This window comes from Caulobacter sp. CCH9-E1 (assembly GCF_001556515.1).
Lineage (GTDB): Bacteria > Pseudomonadota > Alphaproteobacteria > Caulobacterales > Caulobacteraceae > Caulobacter.
Genome location: NZ_LSJA01000269.1, coordinates 1 through 12,001, shown reverse-complemented (window position 1 = coordinate 12,001; position 12,001 = coordinate 1). Strand labels below are relative to the sequence as shown.

The window sequence follows — 12,001 nt, the reverse complement described above, 5'->3', positions numbered from 1 at the left end:
CCGCCACGCCTGCGGGGCGAACCGGGCCTGTCTGGCGAGGAGCTATGATCGTCGGCTGGTCGAGCTGAACCGGGTGATGCAGCGGGTCTACCGCCAGGGGCCGTTTTAAGAGCCCCTTCCCCCTCGCGGGGAAGGGGTTGGGGATGGGGGCGCCAGCGCCGTACTCTGGAAGTCGGCGAGCACACCCCTACCCCTAGCCCCTCCCCGCAAGGGGAAGGGGGAGGTCATTTCCCCTCGACCGCCGCTTTCAGGCCCGCGACCTGCTGGCCGATCATCCCGTCGACAGGGCCGGCCCATTTATCGAGCCCACCCTTCACATAGCCACCGACGTCGTAGGTGACCGTCACCGTCGTCTTGCCGTCCTTCTCCGCCAGCAGGACGGTCAGCGCCCCGGTCGCCCCCGAGGACTGCAGCGGCCCCAGAGCCCCAGAGAGCACCAGCCTCGTCCCCGGCGTGGCGTTCACCGTGGTCATGTGCAGCACCGATCCGCCGCTCGGCAGGCGCTCGCAGAAGCAACCGCCGGACGCCGGGGCCAGCGACAGGTTCGCGGCGGAACCCGACCAGGTATGAGACGACGCCCACCATTTCGAGGGCTGGACCAGCACATTCCAGACCGTCGCGGCCGGCGCGTTCGCCACCACCTCGTGCTTGACCTCAAAGCCGTTCGGCTGGGCGTCGACCACCTCGGCCTGGGCCCCGCCGGCGGTCAGCAAGGCTAGGCCGGCGGCCGCCATCATCGTCACTCTCATGCCTTAGCTCCCTCCCGAAAGGCGGGCGGAGGCTGACGGTTTCGAGACCCAGCCGTCAAGCCGGCGAGCGTCGTTATTCGACGGGCGAGGTGATCGTGGCGCCGCCGGCCTTCAGCCGGTCCAGCACGCCGTTGGCGGGCAGCAGGAAGCCCAGGTCCACCACCGCCACGGTGACGCCGGGCCGCTTCAGCGCCTCGGTCATGGCGTTCGTCGTCAGGACAAGGCCCTTCTCCAGCAGCTCGGCGCCGCCAGGCGCGTGGATCAGGCAGCGCTGGGCGGCGCTGGCGCGGTAGCGGGCGCGCACGGAGGCGAGGTCGCCCTCGGCCCAGTCCTGGCCGATTGTCGTCGAATGCGCGCCGTCATAGGCGATCTCGTCCAGCGCCACCCGCAGGCAATAGAGCTGGTCCTCGGGCGAGAGCTTGGAGGCGATCGTCGTCACCGCGCTCATCCGGTATTGGCCCACGGCCTTGACCTTCAGCTTGCGCGCCTTGGCCATGCGCTGGACCGTGCTGACCGGCTTGGCTTCGGAGAGGCCCGCCGCCTGGCGGAAGTCCGACAGCAACAGAAAGCCCGCCACGGCCGGCTTCCAGTTCTTGTATTCGCCCGCCCCCTTGCGGGCCTGGGTCCGCGCCTCCACGAACCGGGCCCTCAGATCCGGCGGCAGCTGGGGCTCCAGCGACTTGCCCAGCGGTTGGCGCAGGCCCGCGCCGAACCGCAGCACGAAGCTGGCGATCTGGGTGACGCCGACCGAGGCCTCAGGCGGGACCAGCACGAGGCTGGCCTTGTCCAGCGCCTTCTCCAGGCGCGGACTGGACCATTTCAGCTGATGGGGCAGGGGCGGGGCCGAGCCCAGGATGTAGAGCTTGGCGCCGTCCTTTTCGACCAGCCAGACGGCGGGGCCCGGCGGCTTGGCCACCACGGTCAGCTCGGCGACCACCGCGCTCTCGTCCTGGGCCGGCGCCTGGCCGAGGTCCACGGTCGGCGGAGCGGTCTGGGCGAAGGCGGGGGTCGCGAGCGAGAACGCGAGAGCAAAAGGGACAAGCTTGGACGCGGCCATCGGTACTCCTTCAGCCCCTGCTTCCAGATAACCCTTCTCCCCCTGCGGGAGAAGGTGTCAGCGAAGCTGACGGATGAGGGGTCGCGCGAACGAAAACCGCCGCGACGGCGGTGCGGCTGTCGCGGCGGTCCCGGTTTTCAACCCCTCACCCGGCCCTTCGGGCCACCCTCTCCCGCAAGGGGAGAGGGGAACCGGTCTAAGCCCCCGGCGGAACCGGGAAGCCGCGCTTGCGCATCAGGGCGCCGATCTTGACGTCGCGACCGCGGAAGGCGCGGAACTGCTCGACCGGATCGACCGTGTTGCCCTTGGACATGATGTCCTCGTAGAGCCGCTTGGCGACGGCCTTGTCGTAGAAGCCGCCGGGCGCTTGCTCGAACGCCTCGGCCGCGTCGGCGGTCAGGGTGTCGGCCCACAGATAGCTGTAGTAGCCGGCCGAATAGCCGTCGCCCGAGAAGACGTGACCGAACTGCGGCGTGCGGTGCCGCATGACGATCTCCTTGGGCATGTTCAGCTTGGTCAGCTCCTCGCGCTCGAACTTGTCCGGATCGATGTCGGCATCGCCGGCCAGGTGCAGCTTCATGTCGATCAGGGCCGAGGCTAGGTATTCGGTGGTGCCGAAGCCCTCGCCGAACTTGCCCGCCGCCTCGATCTTGTCGACCAGCGCCTGGGGGATCGGCTTGCCGGTCTGGTAGTGCAGGGCGAACTGGTTCAGCACCTGCGGGGTCGACAGCCAGTGCTCGTTCAGCTGGCTGGGGAACTCGACATAGTCGCGCGCCACGGCCGTGCCCGACACCGACGGATAGGTCGCGTTGGCGTTCAGGCCATGGATGGCGTGGCCGAACTCGTGGAACAGAGTGACGGCGTCGTCCCACGAGATCAGCACCGGCTCGCCGGGCTTGCCCTTGATGAAGTTGGAGTTGTTCGAGACGATCGTCGTCACTTCGCCCTTGAACCGCTCCTGGGTGCGGTAGGCGTTCATCCAGGCGCCCGAGCGCTTGCCGGGACGGGCGTAGGGGTCGAAGTACCACAGGCCGACGTGCTTGCCGCCGCGCGTCACCTCGTAGACGGTGATGTCCTCGTGATAGACGGGGATGCCGGAAAGCTTCTTGAATTCAAAGCCGTACAGCTGGCCCGAGGCCCAGAACATGCCCTCGCGCAGCTTGTCCAGCTGCAGGTAGGGCTTCACCTCGTTCATATCGAGGTCGTACTTGGCCTTACGGACCTTCTCGGCGTAGTACCGGTAGTCCCAGGGCTCCAGCTTGAAGCCGCCGCCTTCCTTGTCGATGATCGCCTGCATGTCGGCGACGTCGATCGCGACCTGGGCGATGGCCGGGGTCCAGACCGCCTCCATCAGCGCCATGGCGTTTTCCGGAGTCTTGGCCATGGCGTTCTCGAGACGCCAGTGGGCGTGGGTCTTGTAGCCCAAGAGCTTGGCGCGCTCGGCCCGCAGCTTCAGGATCTTGGAGATGATCGCGTTGTTGTCGGTCGCGCCGCCATTGTCGCCGCGATTGACGAAGGCGCGCCAGACCTTTTCGCGCGCCGCCCGGACCGGGGACTCCGTCAGGAACGGATCGACGCTGGAGCGGGTGTTCACGACGATGAATTTGCCGGGAAGCTTGCGCGACTCCGCGTTGGAGGCGGCGGCGGCCTTGAGGCCCTCGGGCAGGCCCGCGAGATCGGCCGGCGAGAGCTCGATCCAGGTGTTCTCGTCGGCCAGCAGGTTCTGGCTGAACTTGGTGTAGAGGCCGGCCAGTTCGGTGTTGATCGCGCCGACCCGCGCCTTGGCCTGAGGCGAGAGCTTGGCGCCGGAGCGCACGAAGTTGGTGTAGTAGATCCACAGCACGCGCTGCTGCTCGGGCGTCAGCTTGGCCTTGTCGGGCGAGTTGTAGACGGCCTCGATGCGAGCGAAGAGCGCGGCGTTCTGGTTGATCTTGTCGTAGTGGGCCGAGAGCTTCGGATCCATCTCCTCCTCGACCTTCTGGAACTCCGGCGTGCTCATGTTCGAGCCCCAGATGTAATAGTAGGTCGAGACGTCGTTCAGCCCGCGGCCCGCGTCCTCCAGCGCCGCGATGGTGTTCTCGAAGGTCGGCGCGGCCTTGTTGGCGGTGATCGCGTCGATCTCGGCCAGGTTCTTGGCCATGGCCGCCTCGAGCGCCGGCTTGAACTGCTCGACCTTGACCTTGTCGAAGGCCGGCACGCCGCCATAGGGGCCGGTCCACTTCTGGAGCATGGGATTGGACGCTTGGGCCATGGACACGCTGGGGCTGAGGGCGGCGGCGACCCCGGTGGCGGCCGCGGAGGCGAGGAACGTACGACGTTGCACGGAGGATCTCCGATGGATGTTTGTCCGAGACCGTAGGGCAAGGCTCCGAGGCCGTCACATGACAGGACTGTAACCTTTCGCTCGACGGGCTCGCCCCGCGTGACAGATGGCCGCTTCGAGCGCTAAAGCTGGCGCATGATCGGCGTCTTCGACTCCGGCGTGGGCGGCCTGACGGTCCACCGCGCCCTCGTGCAGCGTCTGCCCCGGGCGGACTTCATCTATCTGGCCGACCAGGCCAACGCCCCCTATGGCGTCAAGACCGGCGAGGAGATCGTCGATCTGACCAAGGCCGGCTGCGAGCGGCTGTTCGAGCGGGGCGCCAGCCTGGTGGTCCTGGCCTGCAACACCGCCTCGGCCATCGCCCTGCGCCGCCTGCAGCAGACCTGGCTGCCCGGCTACCGCAAGACGCTGGGCCGGCCGGTCAACATCCTGGGCATCATCGTGCCGACCATCGAGAAGGCCACGGGCCTGCCGTGGGAGCACGAGGCCGAGCGGCGCGGGGAAAAGGTCGAGCAGCTGGATATCCTGGGCGTCTTCGCCACCCAGGCCACGGTGCGCTCGCGCGTCTATGAGATCGAGATCGACAAGCGCAAGCAGGATTTGGCCGTGTTCTCCGAGGCCTGCCCGGAGCTGGTTCCGCTGATCGAGGGCGACGCCTCGGCCGTTGATCTCGCCAAGGCGGTCGAAGGCCATGTCGAGGCGCTGAAGACCCGCATCGGCCGCTATCCGGACCGCGTGGTGCTGGGCTGCACCCACTACGAGATCATCGCCGACATCTTCCGCGCCGCCCTGCCGGCCGGCACGCCGCTGATCCAGCAACCCAAGGCCACGGCCGACGCCCTGGAGCTCTATCTGGAGCGCCACCCGGAATACGACGCCGGGCAGGGGGGAAGCCGCGTCTTCCTGACCACCGGAACGCCGGGGCCTCAGAACGGTCTGGTCCAGAGCTTCTGGGGCGGTCCGTTGGCGTTCGAGGCCGCCTGAACGAAATCCTGACGAACGTCGTAAACGCCTCTTAACTCTCTTCAGCCAAAACATCGGGGTTCGACCTGCTTCGCGGGTCAGGACACAAGGTTTGAGTTCGGAGACTTTCATGGCGCGAGCGGCGCGGCGATCCCCGACGGAGCTCCTTTGGGACGCGATCCGTTACGGCTGGGTCCAGCCTTGGACCGCCCGGTTCCGCGGCGGCGTGGTCACCGTGCTCGGCGCGGTGCTGCTGCTGGCCATCGCCACCTACAACGCCACCGATCCCAGCCTGAACGCCGCCAGCGGCGAGCCGGCCCGCAACGCGCTGGGAAGCGTCGGCGCCGCGATCTCCGACATGCTGATGCAGTCCCTGGGCCTGGCGGCCTGGGGCGTCGCCCTGCTGATGCTGGTGTTCGGCGTCACCCGCGTGTCGCAGGCCGATCCGGACGCCGAGCGCAAGGCGATGCGGCAGCGCGCCATGGTCGGCGCCGTGGGCCTGCTGGCCCTGGCCGCCGTGCTGGCCGCGCCGCCGCCGCCCGCCATCTGGCAGCTGGAGAAGGGCCTGGGCGGTTTCTGGGGCGAGGCCCTGCTGCATCTGGTGGCCGGGACCCTGCGCTTCGCGCACATCCCCGGCGCGACCGTGATCGCCGCCGTGCTGTTCGCGATCGCCGCCGTCTTCGCCCTGGGCTTCGCGATCGGCGTCCGCGACATCGATCCCGAGGTGATCCAGGCGACCCTGCGGCCTCGTCCGCGCCAGGAGCCCGCGCCCGCCAAGGCCGATCCCGCCAAGGCGCCGCGCGTGAAGAAGGAGAAGGCCGAGGCGCCCAAGCGCGAACGGCCCGGCCGTCTGCCACCGCTGGACGAGGAAGACGACGCCACCGCCATCGCCGCGCCGGTCGCGCCCGAGCGCGCCTATACCCCGCCGCCCGCCGTCCAGGACGACGAGGACGACTTCGAGGACTCGCTGGACGCTCGCCCGATGGCGATCGCCAAGCCGAAGGTCGCGCCCAAGGAGTCGGGCCGCGAAGCCCGCGAGCAGCAGAAGGCCTTCGATTTCGAGGGCGACGGCGGCTTCCAACTGCCGGAGCTGGCCATGCTGGCCAAGTCCAAGCCGCGTTCGTCGGAAGTCGATGCGGCCGCCCTGCGCCAGAACGCCCGCCTGCTGGAAAGCGTGCTGGCCGAGTTCGGCGTGAAGGGCCAGATCGACCAGATCCGTCCCGGTCCGGTCGTGACCATGTACGAGCTGGTGCCGGCGCCGGGCGTCAAGACCGCCCGCGTCGTGGCCCTGGCCGACGACATCGCCCGCTCGATGAGCGTGATCTCGTGCCGCGTGGCCGTGGCCCAGGGCCGCAACGCCATCGGCATCGAAATGCCCAACTCGCGGCGCGAGACCGTCTATCTGCGCGACCTGCTGTCCAGCGCCGACTACGAAAAGGCCAGCCAGATCCTGCCGATGGCGCTGGGCGAGACGATCGGCGGCGAGCCCTATGTCGCCGACCTGGCCAAGATGCCTCACCTCTTGATCGCCGGCACCACCGGCTCGGGCAAGTCGGTCGGCGTCAACGCCATGATCCTGTCGATCCTGTACAAGCTGCCGCCCGACAAGTGCCGCTTCATCATGGTCGATCCCAAGATGCTGGAGCTGTCGGTCTATGACGGCATCCCGCACCTCTTGGCGCCCGTCGTGACCGACCCGAAGAAGGCCGTCGTGGCCCTGAAGTGGACGGTCCGCGAGATGGAGGACCGCTATCGCCGCATGTCCAAGATCGGCGTGCGCAACATCGCGGGCTACAACGAAAAGGCCAACGAGGCCCTGGCCAAGGGCGAGCACTTCGAGCGCACCGTCCAGACCGGCTTCGACGAGGCGGGGCGCCCGATCTACGAGACCGAGCAGATCCGCCCCGAGGCCATGCCCTACCTGGTCGTGGTCATCGACGAGGTCGCCGACCTGATGATGGTGGCCGGCAAGGACATCGAAGGCGCTGTGCAGCGCCTGGCCCAGATGGCCCGCGCCGCCGGCATCCACCTGATCATGGCCACCCAGCGCCCCTCGGTCGACGTCATCACCGGCACCATCAAGGCCAACTTCCCGACCCGGATCAGCTTCCAGGTCACCAGCAAGATCGACGCCCGCACCATCCTGGGCGAGCAGGGCGCCGAGCAGCTGCTGGGCCAGGGCGACATGCTCTACATGGCCGGCGGCGGCCGCATCACCCGCCTGCACGGCCCGTTCGTCAGCGACGGCGAGGTCGAGGCCGTGGCCAAGTTCCTACGCGATCAAGGCACGCCCCAGTACCTGGAAGAGGTCACGGCCGGCGGCGACGAGGAGCAGGAAGAGGCCATCGAGTCGGCGTTCGGCGGCGAGGGCGGGGCCAACGACCTCTACGACCACGCCGTGGCCGTGGTCACGCGCGACCGCAAGGCCTCGACCAGCTACATCCAGCGCCGCCTGCAGATCGGCTACAACCGCGCCGCCTCGCTGATGGAGCGGATGGAGAAGGAAGGCGTGGTGGGACCGGCCAACCACGCCGGCAAGCGCGAGATCCTGGCCCCGCCGCCGCCCGCGCTGTAAAATTATCCCGATCTCCCCGGCGAATGCCGGGGTCCAGACGCCAAGACGCCCGCGATTCCGAGAGGTCGCGGGCGTTCTTGCACGAACCTCAGAGCCATACGGACTGGGCCCCGGCATCCGCCGGGGAAGTCGGAAGAAGAATGGCAACCTGGGCCTTTTGCCGAACGTTCTCCCGGTCCCAACCTGAACGGCGCTTCATCGGGGCGCCGGAAAATGGCCTCGCGCCGGCCTTCGCGCGGGCCAAGGTTGCGGCTAAGGAGTTCGCATGACCACTCGCCGTTTCCTTCTCGCGGCCGGCTTGGCCGCCGCCCTGTCTTCAGCTTTGGGCGCTGCGCCGGCCCTGGCCCAGAACGCCGCGCCGGCGCCCGCCGTCCTGAACGCCGAACAGAAGGCGCTGCTCGACAAGGCCACCGCCTATGTCCAGGGCCTAGGTTCGGCCAAGGGCCGCTTCGTTCAGACCGACGCGCGGGGAACCCGCACGCAAGGGACCTTCTACCTGCAACGGCCGGGCAAGGCGCGGTTCGCCTATGACGCGCCCGCCGGTCTGCTGGTCGTGTCGAACGGCAATAACGTCAACCTCTGGGACAGTCGGCTGAAGACCTATGAGAGCTATCCGCTCAGCAAGACGCCGCTGAACCTGCTGCTGGCCCGCGAGGTCCGGCTGGATCGCGGCGTGGTCATCACCGACGTCCGGCGCCTGGCCGACGGCTTCACGATCGTGGCCCAGGACGCCAAGCGCCAGGCGCTGGGCAAGATCGCGCTGGATTTCTCGGATGGGCCGGTCGCCCTGATGGGCTGGACCGTCACCGACATCAAGGGCGGCCAGATCCGCGTGCGCCTGACCGACTTCGGTCCGGCCTCGGGACTCGACCCCAAGCTGTTCGTCCTCACCGACCCTCGTCCCAAGGTAGGCCGCCCCTAGGCCGTTTTGTGACATTCTCACAACATGCAAGAATCAAGACGCGCCTTACTTGACTAAAAATTTGGACGTGGCATATTTAACACGCATGGCGATGAGCGACCGACCCGCTCTTCGCGAACCGTGCCGGATTCTATCCCCTCCCGGCGGCGGCATGAGAGACTAGACTTTCGCCCCCCGGACACACGGTGTCCGGGGGGCGTTTTTCTTTGGGCCGCCGACCAACGGTCGGCTGGGGGACACACGGTGTCCGGGGGCGTTTTTCTTTTCAGGCCAGGACAAACACCCTAAAGCCGACGCATGCGCCTTCGTATCGCCACCTGGAACGTCAATTCCGTCCGTCTTCGCGCCGAACAGGCCGCCCGCTTCGTCGACGAGCAGGCGCCGGACGTCCTGTGCATGCAGGAGATCAAGTGCCAGGAGGGCGAGTTCCCGCGCGAGGCCTTCGAGGCCATGGGCCTGAAGCACCTGAAGATCGCGGGTCAGAAGGGCTGGCACGGCGTGGCGATCGCTTCGCGCCTGCCGATCGAGGACGTTCCGACCCTGATGAACTGCCGCGAGGGCCACGCCCGCTGCGTGGCGGTCAAGGTGGCGGGGGTCGAGATCCAGAACTTCTACATCCCGGCCGGCGGCGACCTGCCTGATCGCGTCGCCAATCCGAAATTCGACCACAAGCTGGATTTCTACGAGACCCTGACGGCCGCGCTGAAGAAGCGGAATCCCAAGGATCCGCTGATCGTCACCGGCGACCTGAACATCGCGCCCGGCGAGAACGACGTCTGGAGCCACCGCCAGATGCTGAAGATCGTCAGCCACACCCCGGCCGAGCTGGAAGCCTTCGACGCCATGATCAGGTCGATGGACTTGCTGGACCTGCCGCGCCTGGCGACGCCGGAGCCCGAAAAGCTGTTCAGCTGGTGGAGCTATCGCGCCGCCGACTTCCGCAAGTCGAACCGCGGCCTGCGGCTGGACCATATCCTGGCCAGCCCCGGCCTCCGTGATGCGGCGATCGTGGACGGCAGGGTCTCATCCCGCGTCCACGACGACGTCCGCGAATGGGAGCGACCCAGCGACCACGCCCCCGTCACGGCGGACCTGAAGGTCTAGAAGTAGCCCGCCGTCTCGATGTCCTCGATGAGGCCCGGGCCGGTCGGAGTCCAGCCCAGGGCTTCGCGAGTCCAGGCGCTGGAGGTCAGGGCGTCCATGCCGGCGAACAGGGCGAACCAGCCGAAATGCTCGGGCGGGCGACTCTCGACGGGCAGGTTCAAGCCTCGACCGATGGCCGCGGCGATGTCGCGGAACGCCACGCCGTCCTCGGCGACCGCATGATAACGCTCGCCGCCGACGCCGCGCTCGAGCGCCAGTCGATAGACCTTGGCCGCGTCCAGGCGATGGACGCCCGACCAGCGGTTCTCGCCGTCGCCGATATAGGCCGAGACCCCCGTGCGGCGGGCGATGTCGATCAGCATCGGCACGAAGCCGTGGTCGCCGGCGCCGTGGGTCGAGGGCGCCAGGCGCACGGTCGAGGCGCGGACGCCCTTGGCCAGCAGGCCGGCGGCGGCGCCCTCGGAGACGCGGGGCCAGTCTGGCCCCTCGGCCGGCAGGTCGGTTTCGAGCGCCGCGCGCCCCGCGGCCAGCCGCGCCGTGCCGGAGGTGACCAGCAGCGGCTTGCCGGATCCCGCCAGGCCTTCGCCCAAGGCCTCGATCGCCCGCCGGTCCAGGTCGCAGCCTTCCGCGAACCGCGAGAAGTCGTGGTTGAACGCGGTGTGGATCACACCGTCGGCCGAGGCGGCGGCGCGGGAAAGGGCGTCGGCGTCCTCCAGAACGCTGCGAACGACCTCGGCGCCGGCCGCCTTCAGGGCCGCCGCGCCATCATCCGAGCGCGCCAGGCCGAGAACCTCGTGGCCGTTCGACAGCAGCTCCTGAACGACGGCGGACCCGACGAAACCCGTCGCGCCAGTGACGAAAACACGCATGGGAATGATCTCCGACATTTACGCGGAGATCCTGGCCGCTAGAGTTATCCTGTTAAAGTAGTGACTTTATACAGGTATAAGGGCTAACAGGTTGAACGGGCCGCTCACGACCGAGAACCGATTGGGCGCCTATCTGCGCGACCGCCGCGCCCGGTTGGACCCCATTGCCCTGGGCTTCGCCAGCGCGCGGCGACGCACGCCCGGCCTGCGCCGGGAAGAGGTCGCCCAGCGCGCCCACATCAGCGCGACCTGGTACACCTGGCTGGAGCAGGGACGGGGCGGCGCGCCGTCCGCCGACGTGCTGGACCGTATCGCTCGGGCCCTGATGCTGACCGACGTCGAGCGCGAACACCTGTTCTTGCTGGGCTTGGGTCGCGCGCCCGAGCCGCGTTATCGTGAGACCCTGGACGTCTCGCCCCGTCTTCAGCGCGTGCTGGACGCGCTGGATCCCAGCCCGGCGATGATCAAGACCCTGACCTGGGACGTCGTCGCCTGGAACCGCGCCGCCGCGGTCGTCTTCGGGGACTACGGCGCCGCGGCTCCCGAGGACCGCAACATTCTGCGCCGGATCTTCTGTCATCCCCGGTCCCGGGCGGCCAATTTCGACTGGGAGGCGGTGGCCCGTTTCGTGGTGGCGGCGTTCCGGGTGGACGTCGCGCGCGCCGGCGCGGGCGCCGAGGCGGCCGCCGCCGCCCTGGTGGAGGAGCTTAGTCGGAGCAGCCCCGACTTCGCCGCCCTGTGGGCTTCCAACGATGTCGGCGATCACCACAACGGCGTGAAGCGGTTGCGGCATCCGCTGCTCGGCGAGGTCGCCTTCGAATATTCCGCCTTCGCCGTCGACGGCCGGCCTGATCTCGGGATGATCGTCTACAACCCGATGCAGGTCGAAACCGTCGAGCGGCTCGGCGCGCTCATTGCCGATGCGAAGCGCTAGGCCGCCAGCGCCCGCGAGGCCGCTTCGCTGACCTTGAACTGGCTCATCAGGCGAGCCAGATCGTCGGCCTCGGTCGCCAGGCTGTGGCTGGCGGCGGTGGCTTCCTCGACCATGGCGGCGTTCTGTTGCGTCACCTGGTCCATCTGGTTCACGGCGACATTGACCTCGCCCAGGCCGGTGGCCTGTTCGCGAGCCGAGGCCGCGATCTCGCTGACGATCCCGCTGACGTCGATGACCTTGGCCACGATGCTTTCCAGCGCCTTGCCCGTCTGGCCGACCAGCTCGACGCCCGTCGTGACGTGATTGGTCGACAGGGTGATCAGCGACTTGATCTCCTTGGCCGCGTCGGCCGAGCGCTGGGCCAGGGCCCGCACCTCCTGGGCGACAACGGCGAAGCCGCGCCCCGCCTCGCCCGCCCGCGCCGCCTCGACGCCGGCGTTCAGGGCCAGAAGGTTGGTCTGGAAGGCGATCTCGTCGATCACGCCGATGATCTGGCTGATCTGGC

At 68.4% G+C, this 12,001-nt stretch carries 10 protein-coding genes; 5 read left to right on the top strand and 5 right to left on the bottom strand.

Features of this window, described 5'->3' with window-relative positions:
• Positions 1 to 224: 224 nt before the first annotated feature.
• From AX690_RS15220 to AX690_RS15210, 3 genes are all read right to left on the bottom strand, one after another.
• Positions 225 to 749, bottom strand: coding sequence for an SRPBCC domain-containing protein (locus tag AX690_RS15220; RefSeq protein ID WP_066680913.1), 525 nt, complete (start codon positions 747 to 749; stop codon positions 225 to 227).
• A 73-nt stretch (positions 750 to 822) separates the two neighbouring features.
• On the bottom strand, positions 823 to 1,806 hold the full coding sequence (locus tag AX690_RS15215) for a TraB/GumN family protein (RefSeq protein WP_066680912.1): 984 nt from the start codon (positions 1,804 to 1,806) through the stop codon (positions 823 to 825).
• Between the two features lie 196 nt (positions 1,807 to 2,002).
• Positions 2,003 to 4,129, bottom strand: a complete 2,127-nt coding sequence (locus AX690_RS15210) for a M3 family metallopeptidase (RefSeq protein WP_066680908.1) — start codon at positions 4,127 to 4,129, stop codon at positions 2,003 to 2,005.
• 135 nt (positions 4,130 to 4,264) lie between these two features.
• On the opposite strand from AX690_RS15210, the gene murI reads away from it, so the two are divergent.
• The 4 genes from murI to xth all read left to right on the top strand — a co-directional run bounded on the left by murI (position 4,265) and on the right by xth (position 9,693).
• Positions 4,265 to 5,113, top strand: coding sequence for a glutamate racemase (gene murI / locus AX690_RS15205; RefSeq protein ID WP_066680906.1), 849 nt, complete (start codon positions 4,265 to 4,267; stop codon positions 5,111 to 5,113).
• Between the two features lie 91 nt (positions 5,114 to 5,204).
• Complete coding sequence (locus tag AX690_RS15200; RefSeq protein WP_197426876.1) at positions 5,205 to 7,667, top strand: DNA translocase FtsK; 2,463 nt, start codon at positions 5,205 to 5,207, stop codon at positions 7,665 to 7,667.
• 265 nt (positions 7,668 to 7,932) lie between these two features.
• Complete coding sequence (locus AX690_RS15195) at positions 7,933 to 8,589, top strand: outer-membrane lipoprotein carrier protein LolA (protein WP_066680903.1); 657 nt, start codon at positions 7,933 to 7,935, stop codon at positions 8,587 to 8,589.
• A 297-nt stretch (positions 8,590 to 8,886) separates the two neighbouring features.
• A complete protein-coding gene (gene xth / locus AX690_RS15190) occupies positions 8,887 to 9,693 on the top strand; it encodes an exodeoxyribonuclease III (RefSeq protein WP_066680901.1) in 807 nt (268 codons plus the stop codon).
• Here the strand turns inward: xth and AX690_RS15185 are convergent.
• Positions 9,690 to 10,562: an SDR family oxidoreductase gene (locus AX690_RS15185; protein WP_066680899.1), complete on the bottom strand. Its 873-nt coding sequence runs from the start codon at positions 10,560 to 10,562 to the stop codon at positions 9,690 to 9,692. The two genes, xth and AX690_RS15185, sit on opposite strands and share 4 nt — an antisense overlap.
• 91 nt (positions 10,563 to 10,653) lie before the next feature.
• On the opposite strand from AX690_RS15185, the gene AX690_RS15180 reads away from it, so the two are divergent.
• Positions 10,654 to 11,496, top strand: coding sequence for a helix-turn-helix transcriptional regulator (locus tag AX690_RS15180; protein WP_066680897.1), 843 nt, complete (start codon positions 10,654 to 10,656; stop codon positions 11,494 to 11,496).
• Here the strand turns inward: AX690_RS15180 and AX690_RS15175 are convergent.
• The coding region (locus AX690_RS15175; protein ID WP_231732212.1) for a methyl-accepting chemotaxis protein at positions 11,493 to 12,001 on the bottom strand (509 nt) is incomplete at its 5' end. The two genes, AX690_RS15180 and AX690_RS15175, sit on opposite strands and share 4 nt — an antisense overlap.

What these genes read in the sequence shown, in the direction of transcription:
- xth (WP_066680901.1), top strand. Translation starts at nt 8,887, where the DNA reads ATGCGCCTTCGTATCGCCACCTGGAACGTCAATTCCGTCCGTCTTCGC.
- AX690_RS15185 (WP_066680899.1), bottom strand. Translation starts at nt 10,562, where the DNA reads ATGCGTGTTTTCGTCACTGGCGCGACGGGTTTCGTCGGGTCCGCCGTC.
- AX690_RS15220 (WP_066680913.1), bottom strand. Translation starts at nt 749, where the DNA reads ATGAGAGTGACGATGATGGCGGCCGCCGGCCTAGCCTTGCTGACCGCC.
- AX690_RS15215 (WP_066680912.1), bottom strand. Translation starts at nt 1,806, where the DNA reads ATGGCCGCGTCCAAGCTTGTCCCTTTTGCTCTCGCGTTCTCGCTCGCG.
- murI (WP_066680906.1), top strand. Translation starts at nt 4,265, where the DNA reads ATGATCGGCGTCTTCGACTCCGGCGTGGGCGGCCTGACGGTCCACCGC.
- AX690_RS15195 (WP_066680903.1), top strand. Translation starts at nt 7,933, where the DNA reads ATGACCACTCGCCGTTTCCTTCTCGCGGCCGGCTTGGCCGCCGCCCTG.